At 41.5% G+C, this 25,219-nt stretch carries 24 protein-coding genes (1 of these 24 only partly in view); 22 read left to right on the top strand and 2 right to left on the bottom strand.

Translation table 11 applies throughout. The features are described from left to right. The first annotated feature begins 506 nt into the window (after positions 1–506). From rpmH to yidC, 4 genes are all read left to right on the top strand, one after another. A complete protein-coding gene (gene rpmH / locus KQP93_RS17590; RefSeq protein WP_008488847.1) occupies positions 507–641 on the top strand; it encodes a 50S ribosomal protein L34 in 135 nt (44 codons plus the stop codon). 7 nt (positions 642–648) lie between these two features. After that, on the top strand, positions 649–1,071 hold the full coding sequence (rnpA, locus tag KQP93_RS17585) for a ribonuclease P protein component (protein ID WP_058583673.1): 423 nt from the start codon (positions 649–651) through the stop codon (positions 1,069–1,071). A 128-nt stretch (positions 1,072–1,199) separates the two neighbouring features. Further along, positions 1,200–1,472, top strand: coding sequence for a membrane protein insertion efficiency factor YidD (gene yidD, locus KQP93_RS17580; RefSeq protein WP_217875398.1), 273 nt, complete (start codon positions 1,200–1,202; stop codon positions 1,470–1,472). Between the two features lie 8 nt (positions 1,473–1,480). Next, positions 1,481–3,112, top strand: coding sequence for a membrane protein insertase YidC (gene yidC, locus KQP93_RS17575; protein WP_217875397.1), 1,632 nt, complete (start codon positions 1,481–1,483; stop codon positions 3,110–3,112). 56 nt (positions 3,113–3,168) lie between these two features. Here yidC and KQP93_RS17570 read toward each other — a convergent pair whose 3' ends face one another. Both KQP93_RS17570 and KQP93_RS17565 read right to left on the bottom strand, forming a co-directional pair. Further along, complete coding sequence (locus KQP93_RS17570) at positions 3,169–4,374, bottom strand: PepSY-associated TM helix domain-containing protein (RefSeq protein WP_217875396.1); 1,206 nt, start codon at positions 4,372–4,374, stop codon at positions 3,169–3,171. A gap of 9 nt (positions 4,375–4,383) precedes the next feature. Continuing rightward, entirely contained in the window at positions 4,384–6,531 is a 2,148-nt protein-coding gene (locus tag KQP93_RS17565) for a TonB-dependent siderophore receptor (RefSeq protein ID WP_217875395.1), read from the bottom strand. 209 nt (positions 6,532–6,740) lie between these two features. On the opposite strand from KQP93_RS17565, the gene mnmE reads away from it, so the two are divergent. The 18 genes from mnmE to KQP93_RS17475 form a co-directional block, all read left to right on the top strand. Continuing rightward, positions 6,741–8,105, top strand: a complete 1,365-nt coding sequence (gene mnmE, locus KQP93_RS17560) for a tRNA uridine-5-carboxymethylaminomethyl(34) synthesis GTPase MnmE (RefSeq protein ID WP_217875394.1) — start codon at positions 6,741–6,743, stop codon at positions 8,103–8,105. A 147-nt stretch (positions 8,106–8,252) separates the two neighbouring features. Then, entirely contained in the window at positions 8,253–8,993 is a 741-nt protein-coding gene (locus KQP93_RS17555) for an isocitrate lyase/PEP mutase family protein (RefSeq protein ID WP_217875393.1), read from the top strand. Between the two features lie 585 nt (positions 8,994–9,578). Beyond that, positions 9,579–10,028: an FMN-binding protein MioC gene (mioC, locus tag KQP93_RS17550; RefSeq protein ID WP_217875392.1), complete on the top strand. Its 450-nt coding sequence runs from the start codon at positions 9,579–9,581 to the stop codon at positions 10,026–10,028. 429 nt (positions 10,029–10,457) lie between these two features. Next, entirely contained in the window at positions 10,458–12,347 is a 1,890-nt protein-coding gene (gene mnmG / locus KQP93_RS17545; RefSeq protein WP_138618676.1) for a tRNA uridine-5-carboxymethylaminomethyl(34) synthesis enzyme MnmG, read from the top strand. 15 nt (positions 12,348–12,362) lie between these two features. Next, positions 12,363–12,983, top strand: coding sequence for a 16S rRNA (guanine(527)-N(7))-methyltransferase RsmG (gene rsmG, locus KQP93_RS17540; RefSeq protein WP_217875391.1), 621 nt, complete (start codon positions 12,363–12,365; stop codon positions 12,981–12,983). Positions 12,984–12,996: 13 nt separating this feature from the next. Next, positions 12,997–13,782 carry a ParA family protein gene (locus KQP93_RS17535; RefSeq protein ID WP_054554803.1) on the top strand — a complete coding sequence of 262 codons (786 nt, stop codon included), beginning with the start codon at positions 12,997–12,999 and terminating at the stop codon, positions 13,780–13,782. 20 nt (positions 13,783–13,802) lie between these two features. After that, on the top strand, positions 13,803–14,714 hold the full coding sequence (locus tag KQP93_RS17530; RefSeq protein ID WP_054554804.1) for a ParB/RepB/Spo0J family partition protein: 912 nt from the start codon (positions 13,803–13,805) through the stop codon (positions 14,712–14,714). 159 nt (positions 14,715–14,873) lie between these two features. Beyond that, positions 14,874–15,254 carry an ATP synthase subunit I gene (locus tag KQP93_RS17525; RefSeq protein ID WP_054554805.1) on the top strand — a complete coding sequence of 127 codons (381 nt, stop codon included), beginning with the start codon at positions 14,874–14,876 and terminating at the stop codon, positions 15,252–15,254. Positions 15,255–15,269: 15 nt separating this feature from the next. After that, entirely contained in the window at positions 15,270–16,127 is an 858-nt protein-coding gene (atpB, locus tag KQP93_RS17520; RefSeq protein ID WP_054563741.1) for a F0F1 ATP synthase subunit A, read from the top strand. Between the two features lie 56 nt (positions 16,128–16,183). Continuing rightward, complete coding sequence (gene atpE / locus KQP93_RS17515) at positions 16,184–16,417, top strand: F0F1 ATP synthase subunit C (protein WP_010561330.1); 234 nt, start codon at positions 16,184–16,186, stop codon at positions 16,415–16,417. Positions 16,418–16,459: 42 nt separating this feature from the next. Further along, positions 16,460–16,930, top strand: a complete 471-nt coding sequence (gene atpF, locus KQP93_RS17510) for a F0F1 ATP synthase subunit B (RefSeq protein ID WP_217875390.1) — start codon at positions 16,460–16,462, stop codon at positions 16,928–16,930. 16 nt (positions 16,931–16,946) lie between these two features. Beyond that, positions 16,947–17,480, top strand: a complete 534-nt coding sequence (gene atpH / locus KQP93_RS17505) for a F0F1 ATP synthase subunit delta (RefSeq protein WP_054554808.1) — start codon at positions 16,947–16,949, stop codon at positions 17,478–17,480. Positions 17,481–17,494: 14 nt separating this feature from the next. Then, on the top strand, positions 17,495–19,036 hold the full coding sequence (atpA, locus tag KQP93_RS17500; protein ID WP_058583667.1) for a F0F1 ATP synthase subunit alpha: 1,542 nt from the start codon (positions 17,495–17,497) through the stop codon (positions 19,034–19,036). A 59-nt stretch (positions 19,037–19,095) separates the two neighbouring features. After that, entirely contained in the window at positions 19,096–19,956 is an 861-nt protein-coding gene (gene atpG / locus KQP93_RS17495; protein ID WP_217875389.1) for a F0F1 ATP synthase subunit gamma, read from the top strand. A gap of 32 nt (positions 19,957–19,988) precedes the next feature. Next, the gene (gene atpD, locus KQP93_RS17490) at positions 19,989–21,374 is read left to right on the top strand and encodes a F0F1 ATP synthase subunit beta (protein WP_054554811.1); all 1,386 of its coding nucleotides are present in this window, start codon (positions 19,989–19,991) and stop codon (positions 21,372–21,374) included. Between the two features lie 13 nt (positions 21,375–21,387). Next, positions 21,388–21,810 (top strand): F0F1 ATP synthase subunit epsilon, encoded by a 423-nt coding sequence (locus KQP93_RS17485; RefSeq protein ID WP_054554812.1) that lies wholly within the window; start codon positions 21,388–21,390, stop codon positions 21,808–21,810. 272 nt (positions 21,811–22,082) lie between these two features. Then, a complete protein-coding gene (gene glmU / locus KQP93_RS17480; RefSeq protein ID WP_217875388.1) occupies positions 22,083–23,441 on the top strand; it encodes a bifunctional UDP-N-acetylglucosamine diphosphorylase/glucosamine-1-phosphate N-acetyltransferase GlmU in 1,359 nt (452 codons plus the stop codon). 143 nt (positions 23,442–23,584) lie between these two features. Then, positions 23,585–25,219 carry the 5' portion of a choice-of-anchor I family protein gene (locus KQP93_RS17475; protein WP_217875387.1) on the top strand. Its footprint extends 204 nt past the window's final position, so the window shows 1,635 of its 1,839 coding nt (coding positions 1–1,635); the start codon lies at positions 23,585–23,587; the stop codon falls past the right edge of the window.

The raw sequence follows: 25,219 nt of genomic DNA, 5'->3' as shown, positions 1-25,219 counted from the left end.
AGTTAAACTCCCAGAGATTTAATTTTTATTCCCGTTCATCTTTAATGATGGAAAATCAAACATTTATTGCTAATCTTTGACCAACTTTCTTGGCCCAGACCGACTATTATGAAGGTACTTTATCCACAAGTACAAGATTGATTTTTATGAAAAATATGATCTCAGCAACATAAAACAATAAAGCACTGATTTATAAAGAAATTATTTTTTAAGCTCGAACAGTGATCATAACAAATTTGCAGCCAGATCGCGATCAAATTCTACGATCGAATTGGCTTTTCCCAAGCTTTTATTCACTTTTTATACAGAGGCTGTGGAAAACTTCTTATTTATGATGATCCTATATGATCACGTAAAAGGATCCTTTATAATTACTGCCTCTGCAGCGTTTTAATGATTGACTTTTGTTGTCTTCATCTATAATATCTCGCGCTCGCAATGGCACCTGTGCCAGGATCGCGACCTGCATAGGATGTTTTAACCTTAACCGATCGGATGGAATTGTTATGAAAAGAACTTTTCAACCTAGCGTTTTAAAACGCAAACGTACACACGGTTTCCGTGCTCGTATGGCAACAGCAAATGGCCGTAAAGTATTAGCTCGTCGTCGTGCTAAAGGCCGTAAAGTTCTTTCTGCTTAATATATAAGTGGAAGACTTTAGCTTCAGCAGGGAGTTACGTCTGTTAACTCCCTCGCATTACTCTCGAATCTTTAATGAACCAGCACGCGCTGCGACTCCTTTCTTTACCCTATTAGCTAAACGCAATGACCAAACTAATCCTCGATTAGGTCTTACGGTCGCAAAAAAACGCGTTAAAAAAGCCTGTCAACGTAATCGAATTAAACGACTTGCTCGCGAAAGTTTCCGTTTAAATCAACATAAACTCGATAACATTGATATTGTGCTTATGGTTAAAAGTGGTATTGATGAACAGTCCAACGAAGAGCTAACAAAGCAACTAAATAAATTGTGGCGAAAAATTAACGAACGCTGCAAGCCTGGTGCACCTAAACCACCACCATTTAAGAAACGCCCGAATAAATCAGCTAAATCTAATAAACAAGCCTGATAGCAATAGAATTACAGGCTTAATTAAGGTATCTTTAGCTCACCTTTTAATCATGCATTTAAAATTCTACGATGGGAATTTAAATTCATGGTATCCATTGACTAAATTAACGCAGGGGCAGACACATCATGAGGTTACTTAAACCACTTGTTGCTATTCCAAAGCGCTGTTTAGTCATGCTAATACGCAGCTATCAAAAATGGATAAGCCCACTATTAGGCCCGCATTGTCGTTTTAATCCAACCTGCTCTAGTTACGCTATTCAAGCAATTAATTTGCATGGAAGTGTAAAAGGCAGTTGGTTAGCTGTTAAACGCATATTAAAATGCCACCCTTTACATGCTGGTGGGGATGATCCCGTACCGGCAAAAAATCATATTAACCACCAACACGAGAAATAAGAGCTGTTATGGAATCGCAACGCACGTTTTTATTAATCGGCTTGATGCTTGTGTCGTTTTTATTATTTCAAGAATGGAATAACGACTACAACGCACCAAAGGCTGATCCAAGTGCCACAACACAAACACTAGACGCAACAACACCAGAATCTGATGACTTTATTCCAGCATCATCTGACGGTGAAGTTCCAGCTGTAACGACAGCAAAGCGCTCAGTTATCGATGTAACAACTGATGTATTCACTGTTAAAATTGACACCCAAGGCGGTGACATCATTGAAACAGACTTACTTCAGTACGAAGAGGTAAAAGGCGGTGAAACTCCTTTCATGCTACTTGGTGAGTTTGACGGTAACCAATACTTCTCGCAAAGTGGCTTAATTGGTTTAAATGGCCCAGAGACTACCCTGAAAGGCCGCCCTGTTTATAAAACCACACAAAAAGCATTCTCTTTAACGGGTGATGAGCTACGTGTACCACTTGAATTTACTGACAGTAAAGGTGTGACGTTTACTAAAACTTATATCTTCAGAAAAGGCGACTACGCTGTAGATTTAGAATACACAGTAAACAACGTAACAGCTGATCCAATTCAAGTTCAGTTATACACGCAAGTAAAACGTACAGTACAAGAAAAAGGTAGCTTAGTAGATCAAAACTACTTAGGCGGCGCTTATGGCTCAGATGAAGAGAAGTATGAAAAGTACAGCTTCTCAGACATGGCTGATAAGAACCTTAATATCACCACAGCTGGCGGCTACATTGCATTTATTCAACACTACTTTGTAAGTGCGTGGGTACCAAAGCAAGATCAACAAAACACTCTTTACACTAAGCTTGTATCAGGTAATGCAGCAATAATTGGTGTTAAAGGTGAAGCAGTAAATGTACAAGCTGGTTCGCAAGCAACGCTTGGCTCAACCTATTATATGGGCCCTAAAGAGTCTGACGTACTAGAAGCAATCCACCCAGACTTAGACCTAACTGTAGACTACGGTTGGTTATTCTTTATCTCGCAACCATTATTCGTATTACTTAAGTGGTTATACGGTATCTTAGGTAACTGGGGTCTAGCTATCATTGCAATCACGGTTATCGTTAAAACGGCAATGTACCCGCTGACTAAAGCACAATACACGTCAATGGCGAAGATGCGTGCCTTACAGCCTAAAATGGCTGCACTAAAAGAGAAGTATGGTGATGACCGTCAAAAATTCGGTCAAGCTATGATGGAAATGTACCGCAAAGAAAAAGTGAACCCTATGGGTGGCTGTTTCCCACTGTTACTACAAATGCCAATCTTCTTAGCATTATTCTACGTATTCTTAGAGTCAACAGAACTGCGTCATGCTGAATTCTTTTTATGGTTAAATGACTTATCAGCAATGGACCCATACTACGTATTACCGGTTTTATTTGGTTTAAGTATGTTCATCACTCAAAAGCTGCAACCTATGACGGTTACTGACCCTATGCAGCAAAAAATGATGACCTTTATGCCAGTCGTATTCTCTATTTTCTTCTTATGGTTCCCATCTGGCCTAGTACTTTACTGGTTAGTATCGAACCTTATCTCAATCGCACAGATGCTAATCATCTACCGCGGTATGGAGAAAAAAGGTATTAAGGTAAGAGGCTAAACTCTTAACCCAATAAAAAAGGCGCTAACTGCGCCTTTTTTAATGCCTGAAAATAGCTAACCGAGAATAGGAGAATAAACCTGATTGGGCACACTGCGTTCAGTAAAGCTCAAACTTGTTGTTAGTAACGAAGCAACCACCAAACCGATTGCAATCACCCCAGATAAACCAAGCCACTTTCCAGTCGTTGTTTTACGCTTAACCCTAAGCCAACTCATATAGATGCCAGCAGCGCTTACAAAGCTCATCAATGCACCAAATAACCCCCAAATAAGCTTGATACCAATTCCTGCAAAGTTCCCAAAGTGCAGCGGATCAGCGGTGTCTTTAATTCGTGGAAGCAGGTTTAGTTCTTCCCCTTTTTGTAAACCAAGAACTTCACCGGAACTTGGTTTTAAATAAACCCGGTTAGCACGCAGGCGCAGTAAAATATCATCGTTGTAACCACGCACTTCAATAGGCTGATCCGCTTTATTAGGATAACGAATATAGCGAATATCAAGGCTAGGAAACGCCTGTTGAGCGGCTTCATAAGCTGCAGCTAAACCAATTGGCGATAGACCTTTGCGAGGGCTTTGTTTTTTAAACTCACTTAAGGCTTGTGGACTAGAGACATAGTGAGGTACCTTCGCGGTTTGCAGCCCATGTTCTACCAGATACCAAACCCCTGTGATGGCCATCACAGCAATAAACCATAAACTCCAAAGCCCTAACAGCTTATGCCAATCAGACCAGCTACTACGTTTATCGAGGCTAAGCGCAGCAGGCTTTTTTATAAAGCCTTGCCACCAGCGCCGATACACATAAAAACTCGAAACCAATAAAATAACGAGTAACACACTCAAACTGGTGACGAGTAATTTACCCGTCCAGCCCATCGACAAGTTCATATGCCAGTTACGTAAAAACCGCGATATCCGCGCCCACTCTCCTTCACCGAGTAAGCGACCCGTTGCAGCATCTAAATAAACAAAGCGAAATGAATCACCGACTTTAAGAGCCGCTTCAGTGGCAAGGTAATCTTGCTTATGACGTTGGATATAAAGTAACTGAGCTTGCGGATAATGCTTATTAAGGGTGTTTTCGAGAGCTGGGTAGTTAGTCGAAGCAGAAGAAGTTAAAGCACGGTACTTAGCGTCTGTTAAGTACTCGAGTTCATGACTTAACGTAGCGAGTGTCCCCGATACGCAGGTAACAAAAAGCAGGACTCCAACAAAGAGTCCTGCCCAAGAATGTAAGTTAAACCAACTTTTAGCGTTCACACGCCACCATTAAAAACTGTATTTAGCACTTAAATAGACACGGCGCGGCTCACCAGGAAAGTGCCCTGTTCGCTCGATAAAGCCACTGCTTGCGTATTCTTTATCAAATAGGTTCTTAACTGATAACTGCCATTGCCAGTTATCAACGGTTGTTTGCCACGCCATGTTGTAAACAGTATAAGGTTTAACACGTTGACCACCTAAACTAAGCTGTTCATCAACATAGTCTAAGCCAGCAGAAATAGATGACGATAAGCTAGGTAGCTCATAGCGTGTCCATATACCTAGGGTATTTTGCGGCGCGTTAGCAAATTTATCGCTATCAGGAATTTGGTTACGAATGCTGTCGTTGGCTTTAGTAATACGGGTATCATTATAAGCGTAGCTTGCAGTAACTACCCAGCGCTCAGTGATGTCACCAACCACCTCAAGTTCAAAACCCTTACTTTGTACTTCACCAACGGCAACTAGGTCATCAACGCCGTCACCTGCAACATCACCTAATAAGCTAGGCTGCAGGATGTTTTCGCGGACAATATCGTACACAGCCATATTAACAGCAAGTGTGTTTGCTAATAGCTTGGTTCTTAAACCTAACTCGTTAATACGGCTAGTCTCTGGCGAGAATGGGCCACCCTTTGCTGTTTCTTGATTACTCGCACTTTGCGGCACAAAGCCAGTGCCATGTAGCGCATAAGGGAAAAACATGTTGTTAATGTTATAGCTAGTACCAATACGGTAAGTTAAGTCGCTATCAGAAAACTCGGTTTGATTTAACAGATCTTTATCTTCAAAACGATCATACCTTAAGCCAGCAGTCACACTCCAATTAGCGGTGATATCTAGCTGATCTTGCAAGTAGGCACCAAAGCGGGTGCTATTCGTTTTGCCAAGCCGTGGGGTAATACTATCAAGGTCATAATCATCAGCAGAGGTTAAACCATACTCAGGGTTGTTAAGATCAAGTCCTGGTACTGGGCCACCTTTACTTTGTTGCGTAGCTGTACGGTAAACGCTTTCAAAATCATGTTCATACCAATCACTACCAAACAACACTTGATGCTGCATGTCTGCAACTGTAAATTCTGCAATCGCATTAGCTGTTAAGCTAAAACCTTCGTTCTCACGTACTTGATCACGAAACTCACGATGGCTCCAATCAACAATACCGTCGTCATCTGTATCTACGAGGCCTCTTGGTTCATGGTAGTTTTGCACTTCTTTGTTATCAAAATAACGTGCTGTGACATCTGTACGCCAAACATCATTAAACTCATGTTTTAAAGTTGTCTGATAGACATGGGCTTCAACATTTTGAAAGTCTGTCGACTCGTTATGATTCCAGCTAATATCAGTTAGAAAATTGCCATTATCATCAGCAGGTACACCACGTAAACGTGCCCCACCCAACTCTTGCTCTATATAGGTATACTGAGTGGTCAACTCGGTTGCACTGTTAATAAGCCACGTATAACCAAGATCAACAATAGTATTATCGCTGCTTGTATTAGCACGGAATGGCTTTTCAGTATCACGGTAAAGACCAACACGGTAAGCATGATTATCAAGTGATTCACTCAATGTTCCTGTGCTTTCTAATGCACCACTGAAGAAGTCATCATTACCTACTTCAACTTCAATACTGTGTTCACTGGTGAATTTAGGCTTCTTAGTTACATAGTTAATAATACCACCCGGATTACCACTACCGTATATAGCGCCAGCAGGCCCTTTTAAAACCGCAACTTGTTCAATATTAAATAATTGCGGTACAGCAAAGCCATTGAAAGGGTCGCCCTTTACGCCATCATATAAAATCTCATCTTGGCGGAAACCACGGAATGTAACGCCCGAATAACTAAAAGCATTAACGCCAGCAATATTGCTATAAAGGTCGGTAATTTGGCGAGCAGCCTGATCACTGATCAGCTCCTGCGGCAAAATTTGAATTGACTGAGGAATTTTCTCTAAAGGTGTATTAGTACGAGTAGCAAAGCTAGACTCGGTTGGGCGATATAAAGAGAACGCACGGCCAACAACTTCTATTTTTTCGAGTTCTTTAGAATCATTTTGATCAGAAGTAGTTACTTCATTTTGAGCATGGGCAACGCCCGAAAAACCAGCAGTAAGTGCAATAAAAACAGCAGAAAGACGCATAATAAAAAACAATAAGATTTAGAATGCGCAATATGGTAATGAATATAATTATCATTTGCAATGACGCTTTATTATTAATTAAAGCTAAATAAAGTATTACTTACATCAAACTTTTGCTATTTCATTACTCAAACAGCTATTCGCATGAAATTAAGCCATAGGTTACAATAGAGCCAGCATTCATTCTTTTATTGGCATTATTTCATCGCATGATTAATCAAGACACAATTGCAGCACAAGCGACCGCACCAGGACGAGGTGGGGTTGGTATTATTCGCGTTTCTGGCAGCTTAGCTAAAACAGTGGCAGAACATATTATTGGCCGTTGTCCTAAAACACGTTACGCAGACTATGTACCATTTAAAAGCTTGAGCGGTGAACAGCTTGACCAAGGTATTGCTATTTACTTCCAAGGGCCAAATTCATTTACCGGCGAAGACGTACTTGAACTACAAGGTCATGGCGGCCCTGTTGTACTTGATATGCTATTAAAAGAAATTAGCCAAATTGACGGTGTACGTTTAGCAAAACCAGGTGAGTTCTCTGAGCGCGCATTTATGAATGACAAGCTTGATTTAACCCAAGCAGAGGCAATTGCCGATTTAATCAATGCAACCAGTGAACAAGCAGCAAAAAGTGCCCTCCAATCACTGCAGGGTGAATTCTCTAAACATATTGAAACGCTGGTGGAGAAAGTCATTCACCTACGTATGTATGTTGAAGCTGCAATTGATTTTCCAGATGAAGAAATCGACTTTTTATCAGACGGTAAAGTATCAACAGATCTCAATGCCATTATTGATCAATTAGAGAATGTGACTCAGCAAGCTAAACAAGGTAGCATCATGCGTGAAGGTATGCGTGTTGTTATTGCGGGTCGCCCTAACGCTGGTAAATCAAGTCTACTCAATGCATTAGCTGGCCGTGATGCTGCTATCGTTACCGAAATAGCTGGTACTACACGTGACGTATTACGCGAACATATCCACATTGATGGCATGCCATTACATATTATTGATACCGCAGGCCTACGTGAAAGCCCAGATAAAGTAGAGCAAATTGGTATTGAGCGCGCATGGGATGAAATTAACCAAGCCGATCGCGTACTATTTATGTTAGACGGCACAGATACATCAGCCACTGATCCTCATGATATTTGGCCAGAGTTTATGGCCAAGTTACCAGAGGGTATGGGTGTGACTGTGATCCGAAATAAAGCCGATATTTCCGGTGAAAATGTCGGTATGGATGAACATGATCAATATCCGGTGATCCGTTTAAGCGCTAAAAATGCAGAGGGTATGGAGTTAGTTCGTACTCACTTAAAGGCATGTATTGGTTTCCAAGGCGCCACTGAAGGTGGATTTATGGCACGCCGTCGTCACTTAGATGCACTTGATCACGCGGCCTATCATTTAAACACCGGTAAAGAGCAATTAGAGATGCATATTGCTGGTGAGATCTTGGCTGAAGAATTACGCCTAACCCAACAGTTCTTAAATGAGATAACAGGTGAATTTACCTCTGATGACCTATTAGGGAAAATCTTTAGTTCGTTCTGTATCGGTAAATAATTTCCGGTCATCAATATTATAAAAAAGAGTCTTTTGACTCTTTTTTTGTTTTTAGTCCAACTAATCAATTATCGGTTCAGGGCCGAAACCAGCCAGTAATTAACCTCCTATCAATTAGTCTAGCGATGTCATTAAACGGAGGACATCATGGACAAATATCAACTCTTTAACCAATTACACCACCAGCAAGGGGGCTTTGTACTCGCTAATGCGTGGGATCTTAGTTCTGCACAATTCATCCAAGCTGCGGGAGCTAAAGCTGTAGCAACAACTAGCTGGGGCATTGCTGCCAGTTTAGGTTTCGCTGATGGTGAGAACATCTCTTTTCAAACTCAGTTAGCGCTGGTTAAAAGCTTAACCGAACACCTTCATATTCAACTTTCTGTCGATATAGAGTCAGGCTACAGTAATAATCCGCTGCAAATTAGCCAAAACGTTTTAGCGTTAGCAAGATTAGGGGTTGTAGGAATCAACATAGAAGACTCAGACAAAGACATTAACGCACTGAGATCTACCGAGCAACAATGCACTATTATTAGTGAGATAAAAAAAACACTTAACGAAAATGGCTTCGGTGGTTTATTTATAAACGCCAGAACCGATACCTACTTTGTTAGTGACTCCCCTTTTCAAGCAACATTAGAGCGTGCAAAAGCGTATCAAGATGCAGGTGCAGATGGTCTGTTTGTACCCGGCTTAACTAACATAGATCACATAACCAGTTTAGCTAACACAATAGATATGCCACTAAATGTGATGGCAATGAACAATTTTAACTCAGCAAAAGCGGCTTTCGCTGGTGGCGCAAAACGATTTTCATTGGGTAATTCACTCTATGATCTAGTCGGTAATACGATAAAAACCTGTTTAACTCAGATCGAAAACTAACTTAGCGAGCTAAAAAATAGATCAAAACAGCTTTTAAGATCGAATTTAGCTAAAAATGTTATCCACATTTGGGGCTTTTTTAGATCTAAAGGCTGATTTGATCATAAAAAAACGCTGATATTTGAATTTGTTTTCATACAACAGCCCTTTTTGATAACTAATTTTCTTAAAAATAGCCTTTATTAGCGCTTATTTAAGTTTTTTTCGATCTATTTTATTGATCGCAAATTGCAAACCGATCGTTATCAACAAGCGATCTATCCACAAAACGATCATACTCGCTATTTTAATCAGATCTGAAAAATAAAGCGCTTACACACAATTAAAGATCAACAACTTAGCAAAGTTATACAGTTTCCTATATTTAGCTTGATCAGAACTTTCCCCAAATTTATTAACAGCTTGATCAAAGGGTTTAATTTATGAATAAATATAAAAAACCTTTTAAAACAGTCCATTATGAAAAACATTAGATTAAAGCTGTTATTTTAAGCAGAAAAACTTATTCAGATCGTAATTCAACGCTTTACTCACACCCTAACTTAGTTATCATGTGGCCACTTATTTCTATACATGATCAATCACATGCAATCAGTAAATATCATCGTTGGCAGCCAAATGGGATCTGCAGAATACGTGGCAGAGCAACTAGCAGAAGCCCTTGAACAACAAGGGATCCAAGTGCAGCTTCATGAACAGCCTGTATTTGATGATATTGATCAGCAAGATACTACTTGGTTGTTATGTACTTCGACATATGGTGCGGGAGACTACCCAGAGAACCTACTGCCATTTGTTGAATCTATTAACCAACAGGCTGATCTTAAAGGATTAAACTACAGTGTGATCGGATTAGGTGACACAAGCTACGACACCTATAACTATGCTGGACGTAATCTAGATGAGTTATTAGCAAATAAAGGTGCAAAGCGCGTGGCAGAACGCTTAGAGCTAAATATACTTGATGAAGCATTACCAGAAGACACGGCATTAGCTTGGCTACCAAGCTGGATCGAGTCTGTAGGACTTAATTAAGCCGATCGGTGTTGATCGTTGTTATAAAAGTTACCCACAATTTACTGATAATTTAGATCGGATTGTGGATAAACACTGATCTAACTGCGATTTTAAGGTAGTTTATCCCTTGGATAAGATCCAATCGATATTACCCTGTGTATAAATAGCCCTTTTGATCAAAGCTTTTACGCGGGATGATCCGATCATATTAACACCTTTAGATCTGCGTTAAGATCATGTTTTAAATAATAAAGCGAACATTATCAACAGATCTAGCCGTTACTAGTAGTAAGAGTAATAAAAGATCTCTTTAAAAGATCCTTTATATTATTAGAGATCACCCACTTAGATCTTGAGCACTGTTTAATCATTTATCTTCTCTAAATTTCTAGGTAGAATACGCTCCCTTTACAAAGTTTTGCTGGTTGATTAAGTAGGATCCCATAAATGATTTTTCACGAACGTTTTGATGTTATTGTTGTAGGTGGTGGACATGCAGGTACTGAAGCTGCATTAGCATCTGCTCGCATGGGGATGAATACCCTATTGCTAACTCATAATATGGATACCCTTGGTCAAATGTCTTGTAACCCGGCAATTGGCGGTATTGGTAAAGGCCATTTAGTTAAAGAGATCGATGCACTTGGTGGTGCAATGGCTCAGGCTATTGATAAAGGCGGTATTCAATTTCGTACTTTAAATTCATCTAAAGGCCCTGCTGTACGTGCTACACGTGCGCAAGCTGACCGTGCTTTGTATAAAGCAGCTATTCAACACACTTTACAACATCAAGAAAATTTAAAGATCTTCCAACAATCATGTGACGATCTAATTGTTGAAGGTGATCGAGTAATCGGTGTTGTAACTCAAATGGGTCTACGTTTTAGTGCGCCTTCTGTGGTTCTTACTGTAGGTACTTTCTTAGGAGGTCAGATCCATATTGGTTTAGAGAACTTCAAAGGCGGTCGTGCAGGTGATCCACCTTCAATTGCACTTGCAGAGCGTTTACGTGAATTACCTTTCCGTGTTGATCGTTTAAAAACAGGCACGCCTCCTCGTATTGATGCGCGAACTGTTGATTTTAGCAAGATGCAAGAACAACCAGGTGATACCCCAACGCCTGTATTCTCGTTTATGGGTAAACAATCGGATCACCCACAGCAGATCCCGTGTTACATCACTTATACAAATGAAAAAACACATGATGTGATCCGCAATAACTTACATCGCTCACCTATGTATTCTGGTGTAATTGAAGGTATTGGTCCACGTTACTGCCCTTCAATCGAAGATAAGATCGTTCGTTTTGCTGATAAAGACAAACATCAAATCTTTGTTGAGCCTGAAGGTTTAACATCATACGAATTATATCCTAATGGTATTTCAACGAGTTTACCGTTTGATGTGCAACTTGAAATTGTGCAATCAATCACTGGTTTTGAAAATGCACATATTTGTCGCCCTGGTTATGCGATTGAGTATGACTTCTTTGATCCGCGCGACTTAAAGCAATCATTAGAAACTAAGTTTATTAATGGTTTATTCTTCGCAGGCCAAATTAATGGTACAACCGGTTACGAAGAAGCTGGCGCGCAAGGTTTAATTGCGGGTATGAACGCCGCATTACAAGTACAAGGCAAAGAGTCTTGGACACCTCGCCGTGATGAAGCATATACAGGTGTACTAATTGATGACCTAGCAACATTAGGTACTAAAGAACCGTACCGTATGTTTACTAGCCGCGCTGAATACCGTTTATTACTTCGTGAAGATAATGCCGACATTCGTTTAACTGCTAAAGGCCGTGAACTTGGCTTAGTTGATGACGCTCGTTGGGCTGCCTTTAACGAAAAAATGGAAATCATCGAAAAAGAAACACAACGTTTAAAAGAAACATGGATCCACAAAGATCACGTTGCTGTTGATCAAGTAAACGCGTTATTAAAAACTCCACTGACTCGTGAAGCGAGCCTTGAAGATCTGATCCGTCGTCCTGAAATTCGTTATAACGATTTAATGGCGATCGATGGTTTAGGTTCTGAGTTTGATAATCAAGCTGCACTTGAGCAAGTTGAGATCCATACTAAGTACGCAGGCTATATTGCTCGTCAACAAGATGAGATCAATAAGCAACTACGTCATGAACAAACTGTATTACCAAAAGACTTTGATTATTCAACTGTTTCTGGTTTATCAAATGAGGTTATTGCAAAGCTTACTGATAGTCGTCCAGATACAATTGGCCAAGCGTCACGTATTTCAGGTATCACCCCTGCTGCTATTTCGCTATTATTAGTCTATCTGAAAAAGCAAGGCTTACTGCGCAAGACTGCGTAGTTGGTGAGGAATACAGTGTTACAACAACAATTAACTACGCTGTTAGCGCAAACTGATATTGCGCTAACAGAAAAACAGCAACAACAACTTGTGCAATATGTTGAATTATTAGACAAGTGGAACAAAGCGTATAACTTAACCTCTGTTCGTTTACCTGAAGAAATGATGGTTAAGCATATTATGGATAGCTTAGTTGTTGCACCACACCTTAAAGGCAAACATTACATTGATGTAGGTACGGGTCCAGGTTTACCGGGTATCGTATTAGCCATCGCTTTACCTGATACACAATTTGTATTGTTAGATAGTTTAGGTAAACGCGTGCGCTTTTTGATGCAGGTAAAACATGCACTTGGCCTTGAAAATGTAACCCCAGTGCAGTCTAGAGTTGAAGAATATCAACCAAGTGTTAAATTAGATGGTGTATTAAGTCGTGCATTCGCCTCTTTACAAGATATGGTTGACTGGTGTGCGCACTTGATTGATCATTCAGGTAAATTTATCGCCTTAAAAGGCGTATTTCCGAGCGAAGAACTAGACTCATTACCTAAAGGTATTAAGTTTGATGAAAAAATCAGCTTGGAAGTACCTGAGTTAGATGCGCAAAGACATCTAATCATTCTATCTAAAGACTAGGGATCAGAGCACTGTGGCAAAAGTCATCGCATTAGCAAACCAAAAAGGTGGTGTTGGTAAAACAACCACCGCTGTGAATCTCGCGGCATCGATGGCCGCGACGAAGCGTAAAGTGTTATTAATCGATCTTGATCCGCAAGGAAACGCTACCATGGGTAGTGGTGTCGATAAATACGGTGATGTTGCGACTATTTACGATTTATTGATTGAAGAAACACCAATCGATGAAGTGATCAATAAAGAAACCTCAGGTGAGTATCACTTAATTGCTGCTAATGGCGATGTGACTGCCGCTGAAGTTAAACTAATGGAATTGTTTGCGCGTGAAGTGCGTTTACGTAATGCGCTTGAACAAATTCAAGACCAATACGATTTCATTTTTATCGACTGCCCGCCTTCACTTAACATGCTTACTGTTAATGCAATGGCCGCCGCTGATTCGATTTTAGTTCCGATGCAATGTGAGTATTATGCCCTTGAAGGTTTAACGGCATTAATGGATACCATTACGCAGCTATCTAAGCTAGTAAATCCAGCGTTAACAATTGAAGGGATTTTGCGCACCATGTATGATCCGCGCAATCGCCTTGCAAATGATGTATCAGAACAACTCAAACAACATTTTGGCGATAAAGTATATCGTACCGTTATCCCACGAAATGTCCGTTTAGCAGAAGCGCCGAGTTTTGGTGCCCCTGCCATGTATTATGACCGTGCATCAAGTGGTGCTAAAGCTTACTTAGCCCTAGCCGGCGAAATGTTACGTAGAAAAGAGAAAACATCTTCAGCAGTAGCCTAACTTCGAGGTAAAAAAATAACATGTCTGCTAAAAAACGCGGTTTAGGCCGAGGACTCGACGCTTTATTAAGTTCATCAAAACCTGCCCCAAGTGCAAATAATCAGCAACAAGCAACAGCGACACCAGAGCAAGTCTCTGAGGTCGTTGCAGAGCAAAGCAAAGGTGAGCTGCAAAAATTAGCGATTGAGTTTTTACAATCGGGTAAATATCAACCGCGTAAAGATATGTCTGAAGAAGCGCTAGAAGAGTTAGCCAGCTCAATTCGTGCTCAAGGTATCATTCAGCCAATTGTTGTGCGCCAAATTGGTGCAGACAAATATGAAATTATTGCTGGTGAGCGTCGTTGGCGTGCTGCTCAACTTGCAAAATTAGATGCTGTTCCATGTATCATCAAAGATGTACCAGATGAAGCAGCCGTTGCAATCGCATTGATTGAAAATATCCAACGTGAAGACCTAAACGCGATGGAAGAAGCTATTGCATTAAATCGTTTACTTAACGAATTTGAACTCACTCATCAACAAGTCGCCGAAGCTGTTGGTAAATCGCGTACGACTGTGACTAATTTACTACGTCTAAATAACCTTAACGAAGATGTTAAAATCTTGTTAGAGCATGGCGACATCGAAATGGGTCATGCACGCTGTTTATTGGCACTTGAAGGCGAAGCGCAGTCAGATGCTGCTAGATTAGCAGTTGCTAAAGCGTTGACTGTTCGTGAAACTGAGAAATTAGTTCGCTCTATCTTAGAACCAGCTCCGAAAAAAGAAGTGCAAGAAAAAGATCCGGATGTCAAACAGTTAGAACAAAAGCTTGCTGAAAATTTAGGCGCCAAAGTAGAAATAAACTACAATAAAAAAGGCAAAGGCAAACTGGTTATCTCTTATACAACTCTTGATGAGTTGGATGGCATTTTAAGCCGTATAAATTAAGACTATTCTCGTCATTAATTAATAACATGTCCAAAAAGAGACATTTGTGGTGTTTTTGCACTACAAAGGGTCGACTCAAGTTGCAAAACTGGTAGGAATCAGTATAATTTCGCCAGTTTTCATACCCTGACAATTTAACGTTCTAAAGGTTAACAAAACGTGACTAATAGGTTAGCAAGGCCGTATAGGCTTGCCGCATTTAAATTAATTTGTCTTCAGGGTATCGTAGCATTAATCGCTGCAGTAATTGTTTTTATAGGTTGGGGAGTCAATGCCGGCCAGTCAGCGCTTGCTGGCGGAGCTGTTGCACTACTCCCTAATTTTGTATTTGCTGTCTATGCATTCCGTTATATGGGTGCAAGTCGAGTAAATCAAGTGTATGCCTCGCTAAAGCGCGGCAACGGATTAAAATTTATGCTAACAATCGTTTTGTTTGCACTGATACTGAAGTCTTACACGGTCGTTTTATTACCGTTTTTCTGTGTTTATGTATTGGTGTTATTTAGCGGATTGTTTGCGCCCGTTTTTTTTAATCATTAACTTTTGGGATATAACATGGCTGCAGAAGAAGTAACTCTATCAAGCCATATTCAGCACCACTTAACTAACGCTAAGATGTGCTCGACCGACGCTGGTCTTGCCTTCAACAAAGCGTGTGCAGACAGTGGTTTCTGGACATGGAATATAGATACCCTCGCATGGTCAATCGGTCTAGGTCTTGTATTTTTATGGATCTTCCGTAGTGCCGCTAAGAAAGCAAATACCGGTGTACCTGGTAAATTTCAGTGTTTCATTGAAATGATCGTTGAGTTCGTTGGTGACAACGTACGTGACACATACCACGGTAAAAGCGCATTAATCGCTCCATTAGCTCTAACGATTTTCGTTTGGGTGTTCTTAATGAACTTAATGGACTTGATTCCGGTTGATTTCCTACCTGCATTAGCTGGCTTCGTTGGCGAGCAAGCATTTGGTATGGATTCTCACGACGTTTACATGAAGATTGTACCTACAACAGACATCAACATGACTGCTGCACTTGCTATTGGTGTATTCATTCTGATGATTGGTTACGCAATCAAAATTAAAGGGATTGGCGGATTCTTAGCTGAATTAACGCTTCACCCGTTCAGCTCTAATAACAAGCTAGCGATGGTGTTCTTAATCCCATGTAACTTATTACTAGAAACAATCGCTTTAGTTGCTAAGCCGTTCTCGTTAGCACTGCGTTTATTCGGTAACTTATATGCTGGTGAGTTGATTTTCATCTTGATCGGCGCAGTTGGTTTAATGCAACTACCGTTGCACTTTATTTGGGCTGTATTCCACATCTTAGTAATCGTACTGCAAGCATTCGTATTCATGATGCTTACAATCGTTTACCTAAGCATGGCAAGCTCAGATAATCACTAATTTATTACACTTTTAAATTTTAACTTTAATTTACAATTGAAACTTTGGAGAAAAAAATGGAACTAATGATTGGTCTTAAGTACATCGCTGTTGCTCTACTTATCGGCTTCGGTGCAATCGGTACTGCTATCGGCTTCGGTAACATGGGTGGTAAATTCCTAGAAGCTTGTGCTCGTCAACCTGAACTTGCACCTTCATTACAAGTTAAGATGTTCATCCTTGCTGGTCTAATCGATGCCGTAGCTATGATCGGTGTTGGTATCGCAATGGTATTGTTGTTCGTACTTTAATATTATTTTTTGAACAGCTTACTATTTTAAGGAGGAGCGGTCGTGAACTTAACAGCCACTCTTATCGGTGAATTAATTGCATTTACGGTTTTCGTACTTTTCTGTATGAAATTCGTATGGCCACCACTAAATGGTGCAATTGAAGCTCGCCAGAAGAAAATCGAAGATGGTTTAGCTGCCTCTGATAGAGCCGAAAAAGACTTAGAACTTGCGCAAAAGAAAGCTGCTGAGCAGCTTAAAGAGGCAAAAGCTCAAGCGGCTGATATCATTGAACAAGCTAAAAAGCGTGCCACGCTAATCGTTGACGAAGAAACTGTTCGTGGTCAACAAGAGCGTGAAAAAATTATTGCTCAAGGGCACTCTGAAATCGAAGCAGAGCGTAACCGTGTAACAGAAGAACTACGTAAACAAGTAGCGACGCTGGCAGTGGTTGGTGCTGAGAAGATTTTAGAGCGCGAAATCAATCAAGCCGCACACAGTGACATCGTTGAAAAACTTGTCGCTGAGCTGTAATTAGGAGGGTATGAGCATGTCTGAATTGGCTACTATCGCTCGCCCATACGCTAAAGCGGCTTTTGAACTTGCCGTTGAAAAAGGCACTGTTGAAAGTTGGAACGACATGCTGTTCTTTGCTGGCCACGTTGCCAGCAACGAGCAAGCCGCTGCCGCGCTAGCTGGATTGCCTACTGCTACTGAACAAGCAGATCTGTTTATCAAGATCTGTGCAGAGCAGCTCAACGAACAAGGTCAGAACCTAATCAAGGTGATGGCTGAAAATGGACGTTTAGTTGCACTGCCTGCTGTTGCTGAGTTATTCGCTGAATTTAAAGCGGACTACGACAAAGAAATCGACGTTGACGTGATTTCTGCAACACCGCTTGCTGCTGAGCAGCAAGCAACATTGGTAGCGGCACTTGAAAAACGTTTCGCACGCAAAGTTAAGCTGAATTGTAGTGAAGATACTACAGTTGTTGGCGGTCTTATCATTAAGGCGGGTGACACTGTAATCGACGGCTCAGTACGTGGCAAATTAGCCCGCTTAGCTACATCACTACAATCGTAATTGGGAAAAAGAGCATGCAACTTAATTCCACTGAAATTTCAGATCTGATCAAACAACGTATTGAGCAGTTCGAAGTTGTAAGTGAAGCTCGTAACGAAGGTACTATCGTATCTGTTACTGACGGTATCATCCGCATCCACGGTCTTGCTGACTGTATGCAAGGTGAGATGATCGAGCTTCCTGGCAACCGTTATGCTATCGCACTAAACCTTGAGCGTGACTCAGTAGGTGCTGTAGTAATGGGTCCTTACGCTGACCTTAAAGAAGGCGTAAAAGTTAAATCAACTGGTCGTATCCTAGAGGTTCCTGTTGGTCGTGGTCTTCTTGGTCGTGTTGTTAACACACTAGGTGCACCTATCGACGGTAAAGGCGCTTTAGATAACGACGGTTTTGAACCTGTTGAGAAAATCGCACCTGGCGTTATCGAACGTCAATCAGTAGATGAGCCAGTACAAACTGGTTATAAATCTATCGATGCGATGATCCCAGTAGGTCGTGGTCAACGTGAGCTTGTGATCGGTGACCGCCAAACTGGTAAAACTGCATTAGCAATCGATGCTATCATCAACCAAAAAGGTACAGGCGTTAAGTGTGTGTACGTTGCAGTTGGTCAAAAAGCATCTACTATCGCTAACGTAGTACGTAAATTAGAAGAGCACGGTGCATTAGAAAACACGATTGTTGTTGTTGCATCTGCTTCTGAATCTGCGGCACTTCAGTACCTAGCACCATTCTCTGGTTGTACTATGGGTGAATACTTCCGTGACCGTGGTGAAGACGCGCTAATCGTATATGATGATTTATCTAAGCAAGCTGTTGCTTACCGTCAAATATCATTACTACTTAAGCGTCCACCAGGCCGTGAAGCATACCCAGGTGACGTATTCTACCTTCACTCACGTCTTCTAGAGCGTGCATCACGTGTAAACGCTGATTACGTTGAGAAGTTCACTAATGGTGAAGTGAAAGGTAAAACAGGTTCATTGACGGCATTGCCAATCATTGAAACTCAAGGCGGCGACGTTTCTGCGTTCGTACCGACAAACGTTATCTCTATCACCGATGGTCAGATCTTCTTAGAAACTGACTTATTCAACTCAGGTATCCGTCCAGCTGTTAACGCTGGTATCTCGGTATCTCGTGTTGGTGGTGCAGCGCAAACTAAAATCGTTAAGAAACTAGGTGGTGGTATCCGTCTAGCGTTAGCTCAGTACCGTGAATTAGCTGCGTTCTCGCAGTTCGCGTCTGACCTTGACGATGCAACACGTGCTCAATTAGAGCATGGTGAGCGCGTAACAGAGCTAATGAAGCAGAAACAGTACGCACCAATGTCTGTTGCTGAAATGTCTCTGTCGCTATTTGCTGCTGAAAAAGGCTACCTACAAGACATCGAAATCGCGAAAATCATGGATTTCGAAGCTGGCCTAATTTCTTACGCAAACAGCACATACGCAGAGCTAATGGCTCAAATCAATGAAACTGGTAACTACAACGCTGAGATTGAAGCTCAACTTAAAGAACTTCTAGAGAAGTTCAAGTCGACGCAAACTTGGTAATTTAGTTATGAATGGTGAGCTTTAGGTAACTAAAGCCCACCTGATTCGGAGAGAGAGTCATGGCCAGCGGAAAAGAGATTAAAAGCAAGATCGGGAGTATCAAGAATACTCAAAAGATCACCAGCGCAATGGAAATGGTTGCTGCGTCTAAAATGAAAAAAGCGCAGGAACGTGTGGCGTCAAGCCGTCCATACGCTGAAAACTTACGCCAAGTGATTGGTCGTGTTGCTCAAGCAAATCTTGATTTTACTCACCCTTTCTTAGAAGAGCGTGAAGTAAAACGAGTTGGTTATATTGTTATCTCTACTGACCGTGGTCTATGTGGTGGCTTGAACTCAAACGAGTTCAAAAAAGTTGCCCTAGATGTTAAAGCGTGGAAAGAAAAAGGCGTTGAAGCTGAATTTACTACTTTAGGTAGCAAAGCAGCTGGCTTTTTCCAACGTTTTGGCGGTAAGTTAGTCGCTAAAAAGGCGAACTTAGGAGATACACCTTCACTACAAGACGTTATTGGTCCTGTAAAGACAATGCTAGATGCATACTCTGAAGGTAAAATTGACCGCTTATACGTAGTATTTAACAAGTTCGTTAATACTATGAAGCAAGAGCCAACAATCGATCAGTTACTCCCTTTGCCAAAAGCTGAAGAAGAAGTATCTCAACATTCTTGGGATTACTTATATGAGCCAAACCCAGAAGCGATTTTAGAAGCTCTGTTAGTACGCTTTATTGAGTCTCAAGTATACCAAGGTGTAGTTGAGAACGCTGCCTCTGAACAGGCTGCCCGTATGGTTGCAATGAAAGCTGCAACTGATAACGCAGGCGACCTTATGGATGAGTTACAGCTTGTTTATAACAAGGCTCGTCAAGCTGCAATCACACAAGAAATTAGTGAGATTGTTAGCGGCTCGGCAGCAGTTTAACGCTTCGGCAAAGTTTAATGAGAGGAATAGACATGAGTTTAGGTAAGGTCGTCCAAATTATCGGCGCCGTTGTGGATATTGAATTTCCACAAGACAACGTGCCAGCCGTATATGACGCACTAAAAGTAACAGATGGCGACTTAGCTGGTTTAACTTTAGAAGTTCAACAACAGCTAGGTGGCGGTGTGGTACGTGGTATCGCACTTGGTACTACTGACGGTTTACGTCGTGGTACTGCAGTAGAAGGTACAGGTCAGCCAATCCACGTTCCTGTAGGTACGAAGACACTAGGTCGTATCATGGACGTATTAGGTAACCCTATTGATGAAGCTGGTCCAATTGGTGAAGAAGAGCGTATGTCTATTCACCGTGCAGCACCTTCTTATGAAGAACAATCAAGTTCAGTAGAACTTTTAGAGACTGGTATCAAGGTAATCGACCTTGTATGTCCATTCGCTAAAGGTGGTAAAGTTGGTCTATTCGGTGGTGCCGGTGTTGGTAAAACCGTAAACATGATGGAACTTATCCGTAACATCGCAATCGAGCACAGCGGTTACTCAGTATTCGCAGGTGTTGGTGAGCGTACTCGTGAGGGTAATGACTTCTACCATGAGATGAACGACTCAAACGTACTAGACAAAGTATCTCTAGTATACGGTCAAATGAATGAGCCACCGGGTAACCGTTTACGCGTAGCGTTAACTGGTCTTACTATGGCTGAGAAGTTCCGTGACGAAGGTCGTGACGTACTTTTCTTCGTTGATAACATCTACCGTTATACTCTAGCGGGTACAGAGGTATCAGCACTTCTAGGTCGTATGCCTTCAGCAGTAGGTTACCAACCAACTCTTGCTGAAGAAATGGGTGTACTTCAAGAGCGTATCGCATCTACTAAGACGGGTTCAATCACTTCAATCCAAGCGGTATACGTACCTGCGGATGACTTAACTGACCCATCTCCAGCAACAACGTTTGCTCACTTAGATGCAACAGTAGTACTTTCTCGTGATATCGCTTCACTTGGTATCTACCCTGCGGTAGACCCACTTGATTCATCTTCACGTCAACTTGACCCACTAGTAATCGGTCAAGAGCACTACGATACAGCGCGTGGCGTTCAAACAGTTCTTCAACGTTATAAAGAGCTTAAAGACATCATCGCAATCCTAGGTATGGACGAGCTTTCTGACGAAGATAAGCAAGTTGTATCTCGTGCACGTAAAATCCAGCGTTTCCTATCTCAGCCGTTCTTCGTTGCTGAGGTATTTACAGGCGCGCCTGGTAAATACGTGTCACTTAAAGACACAATTGCTGGCTTCAAAGGTATCTTAAACGGTGAGTTTGATGATATGCCAGAGCAAGCGTTCTACATGGTTGGCTCTATTGAAGAAGCTCAAGAAAAAGCCAAAAGCATGTAATTAGGAGGGTAGTATGGCGGCTATGACTGTACATCTTGACGTAGTAAGCGCAGAAGAGAGCTTGTTCTCTGGTCTGGTTGAATCGATTCAAGTGAGTGGTAGTGAAGGTGACCTTGGTGTTAACTATGGTCACGCTCCATTATTAACTGCCCTAAAACCTGGTATGGTACGTTTAGTTAAGCAATTTGGTCACGAAGACGTGATGTATATTGCTGGCGGCACGCTAGAAGTTCAACCGGATCGCATCACGATTCTTGCAGATACTGCAGTACGTGGTGAAGACCTAGACGAGCAAGCGGCTGAAAAAGCTAAACGTGATGCTGAAGAGCAAATGGCGAATACGTCAACTGCTGAGTTAGATTATCAACAAGCTGCAGTGCAACTTGCTGAAGCAATCGCTCAACTTCGCGTAATTCAACAATTACGTAAAAAGTAAGCCTACTCGGTTTTCGAAAAGCCCACTTATCGTGGGCTTTTTTGTGCCTAAAAGTCACCACTTAGCGCCCTACTTTATATTTATACTTATATCCTTCATCAAAGCTCGCTACAATAGTGTAAATTAATAGTGAATAGCTGTTTCATTCAAGGTTCAGTCCAACACATTAGGATTGCGTATTTACACATGATGTGACTTACACAACTTTGTATGTTTTCCAGAACTCACAAAATATTGCACACCTAAAACAAAGAAAGAAGGATATTGTTTTAATGTCTCTGACTACCGTTATTCTTGCTGCGGGTAAAGGCACCCGTATGCGCTCTGCTCTACCTAAGGTATTACACAAAGTTGCTGGCAAACCTATGGTGCAGCACGTTATCGATAATGCCACTGCCCTTGGCGCTCGTGAAACAAATCTTGTTTATGGTCATGGCCGTGAGCAGCTTCAAGAAGCCCTATCGCACAACCAAGTAAACTGGGTGTTACAAGAAGAACAACTCGGTACGGGTCATGCTGTCGCTGTTGCTAAAGAACACATTGCCGATGATGACACCGTATTAATTCTCTATGGTGATGTGCCACTAACAAAACGCGCGACCTTAGAAAAGCTACTTGCTGCAACTCCAGAAAAAGGCTTAGCGGTATTAACGGTTACCTTAGATGACCCATCAGGTTATGGCCGAATGATCCGTGAAAATGGCAAGCTTGTCGGTATTATCGAACAAAAAGACGCTTCACCTGAGCAACTTGAAATTAAAGAAATCAATACCGGTATTATGGCTGCGAATGGTGCGCTACTTAAACGTTGGTTAGGTAACCTATCTAACAACAACGCCCAAGGTGAATACTACTTAACAGATATTGTTGCCATGGCACACAGTGAAGGGGTTGAAATTACCTCTGCACAGCCTGAGCATCCGATGGAAGTTGAAGGTGCTAATAATCGCGTACAACTTTCAGCGCTTGAACGTGCATACCAAGCATGGCAAGCAGAAGAGCTAATGCTAAACGGCGCAACACTTGCTGATCCTGCACGTATTGATGTACGTGGTGAAGTAACGACTGGCGAAGATGTTCTCATCGACGTTAATGTTATTTTCGAAGGTAAAGTAACTCTTGGTAATAACGTACAAATTGGTCCAAATTGCGTACTTAAAGATTGTACTATTGGCGATAACGTTGTTATTAAAGCTAACTCACTTGTTGAAGAAGCCAGTGTCGCTGCTAAATGTACTTTAGGCCCATATGCCCGCCTTCGCCCAGGTGCGATTATGGAAGAAGACTCACACATTGGTAACTTCGTAGAGATGAAAAAGACTCGCTTAGGTAAAGGCTCAAAAGCAAATCACTTAACCTACTTAGGCGACACTGAAGTTGGCGAAAAAGTTAATATTGGCGCAGGGACTATTACTTGTAACTATGATGGTGTAAATAAATCAAAAACCATTATTGGTGATAACGCCTTTATCGGTTCTAACTCATCACTAGTGGCCCCTGTTAATATTGGCTCAATGGCAACGATTGGCGCAGGCTCTGTTATCACTAATACAGTTGAAGACGATCAGCTTGCAGTCGCTCGTGGTAAACAGCGTAACCTAACCGGCTGGAAGCGCCCAACCAAAAAGTAGTGAGCTACCCTACTAATTTATAGATAAAAAGCGAGTTTATACTCGCTTTTTTTATGACTAAATTTTGTTCTCATAAAAGTGCCATATAGTTGTAATGCCTGCGTGTTGTAATTGCCTCAATACAATTCCAAGGAAAAATAATAATGTTAAAAAGATCAATTATTGCGCTATCACTTTTAACCATTCTTACTGGCTGCTCATTAGACGGTGACGACGGCAAAGACGGCCTACAAGGTGAACAAGGTCCTGCAGGTCAAAATGGTACTAATGGAACTGATGGAGTAAATGGCACCGATGGTACAAACGGAACTGACGGAGCAAATGGTACAGATGCAAACGCTGCTTTAACTATAAATCTTATCGGCCGTGCAGTGCTGAACGCAGAAAGCCCTGAAGGTGCAGCAGAGATTGTCGCTTACCAAGCATCTAAACAACGAATTTTTGCTATCAATAGTTCCGGTGATTCTGCGGTCGTTAATATCATGAAAGCTGATAGCTTTGACCGTGCAGCTTTAGTTAAAGATAACGAAGGGGTTATAAACGGCACTAATTTAAGCTCAGAGATTACCCTTGCACTTAATGAGCACAGTGCGGGTGATGCAAACAGTATCGCTATTGATGCTAATAATGATCTTTTAGCCGTCGCAATGGCAGCAAGTAATACCGGTGATGCCGGTTTAATCGCATTTTATGATATTAGTGGCGACGAGCCTCTGTTTATTAAAAATGTCACTGTAGGCGCCCTGCCCGACATGGTTACTTTTAGCCATGATGGCAATAAAGTACTGGTTGCAAATGAAGGCGAACCCAATGGTGATTACAGTATTGACCCTGAAGGCTCTATCAGCATTATTAATATCAATGATGGTGTAATTGCAGATACTGCTATTAGCATTACTTTTTCGGCTTATAACGACAAACAAACAGAGCTTGAAGAACTTGGGATTGTATTTGCTAACCCGACAGGTCGAACAATCAACGGTAACTTGATTAATACAACCGTAGCTATGGATTTAGAACCTGAATACATCAGCATTTCAAAAGACAATAAGTTTGCCTACGTGTCACTACAAGAAAATAACGCCCTTGCTATCGTCAATCTTGAAGATAATAGCCTAGAGCTTAAAGGCTTAGGATTTAAAGATTGGTCTAATTTACTTTTTGATGCATCAGATAAAGACGGTGGTGTTAACTTTAAATCGTACCCTGGTCTCTATGGCATGTATCAACCAGATACTATTTCAAGCTTTACTTGGAAAGGTGCTAACTTTATTGTCACAGCGAACGAAGGTGATGCACGAGAATACTTCTTTGATACAACCGACGAAGCTGATTGTTTAGCAAAAGGTGGTCTTGAGTACGATGAAGATGATGGTTGTTTATCATATATAGATGAAACTAGAGCTAAAGACTTAACACTGGCAAGCAATTTTGATTACCTGAACAATGACAACAGTGATATTGGCCGTTTAAAAGTGACCACTGTTAAAGGTGATGAAGATAATAATGGCGAATATGAATCACTCTATGCATATGGAGCCCGCTCTTTTACCATTTGGGATAGTAACGGCATGGTGGTTTTTGACTCTGGCGATCAAATCTCACGCATTACTGCATCAGTTCACGGAGCAGCATTCAATAATAACGAAGATGAAAATGACGGTGATAGTCGCTCTGATGACAAAGGTGCAGAACCAGAAGCGTTAGCACTGGGTACGATTGGTGAACGTACATTTGCATTTATTGGCTTAGAGCGTATGGGTGGCATTATGGTGTTT

Source organism: Pseudoalteromonas shioyasakiensis, assembly GCF_019134595.1.
GTDB classification, from domain to species: domain Bacteria; phylum Pseudomonadota; class Gammaproteobacteria; order Enterobacterales; family Alteromonadaceae; genus Pseudoalteromonas; species Pseudoalteromonas shioyasakiensis_A.
The sequence above is the reverse complement of the archived record's forward strand: the minus strand, read 5'-3'. Positions and strand labels throughout refer to the sequence as shown.

Bases quoted from the DNA above. Each gene is read 5' to 3' on its own strand.
- rpmH (WP_008488847.1), top strand. From the start codon at position 507: ATGAAAAGAACTTTTCAACCTAGCGTTTTAAAACGCAAACGTACACAC.
- yidD (WP_217875398.1), top strand. From the start codon at position 1,200: ATGAGGTTACTTAAACCACTTGTTGCTATTCCAAAGCGCTGTTTAGTC.
- yidC (WP_217875397.1), top strand. From the start codon at position 1,481: ATGGAATCGCAACGCACGTTTTTATTAATCGGCTTGATGCTTGTGTCG.
- KQP93_RS17565 (WP_217875395.1), bottom strand. From the start codon at position 6,531: ATGCGTCTTTCTGCTGTTTTTATTGCACTTACTGCTGGTTTTTCGGGC.
- mnmE (WP_217875394.1), top strand. From the start codon at position 6,741: ATGATTAATCAAGACACAATTGCAGCACAAGCGACCGCACCAGGACGA.
- KQP93_RS17555 (WP_217875393.1), top strand. From the start codon at position 8,253: ATGGACAAATATCAACTCTTTAACCAATTACACCACCAGCAAGGGGGC.
- mioC (WP_217875392.1), top strand. From the start codon at position 9,579: ATGCAATCAGTAAATATCATCGTTGGCAGCCAAATGGGATCTGCAGAA.
- mnmG (WP_138618676.1), top strand. From the start codon at position 10,458: ATGATTTTTCACGAACGTTTTGATGTTATTGTTGTAGGTGGTGGACAT.
- KQP93_RS17530 (WP_054554804.1), top strand. From the start codon at position 13,803: ATGTCTGCTAAAAAACGCGGTTTAGGCCGAGGACTCGACGCTTTATTA.
- atpB (WP_054563741.1), top strand. From the start codon at position 15,270: ATGGCTGCAGAAGAAGTAACTCTATCAAGCCATATTCAGCACCACTTA.
- atpE (WP_010561330.1), top strand. From the start codon at position 16,184: ATGGAACTAATGATTGGTCTTAAGTACATCGCTGTTGCTCTACTTATC.
- atpH (WP_054554808.1), top strand. From the start codon at position 16,947: ATGTCTGAATTGGCTACTATCGCTCGCCCATACGCTAAAGCGGCTTTT.
- atpA (WP_058583667.1), top strand. From the start codon at position 17,495: ATGCAACTTAATTCCACTGAAATTTCAGATCTGATCAAACAACGTATT.
- atpG (WP_217875389.1), top strand. From the start codon at position 19,096: ATGGCCAGCGGAAAAGAGATTAAAAGCAAGATCGGGAGTATCAAGAAT.
- atpD (WP_054554811.1), top strand. From the start codon at position 19,989: ATGAGTTTAGGTAAGGTCGTCCAAATTATCGGCGCCGTTGTGGATATT.
- KQP93_RS17485 (WP_054554812.1), top strand. From the start codon at position 21,388: ATGGCGGCTATGACTGTACATCTTGACGTAGTAAGCGCAGAAGAGAGC.
- glmU (WP_217875388.1), top strand. From the start codon at position 22,083: ATGTCTCTGACTACCGTTATTCTTGCTGCGGGTAAAGGCACCCGTATG.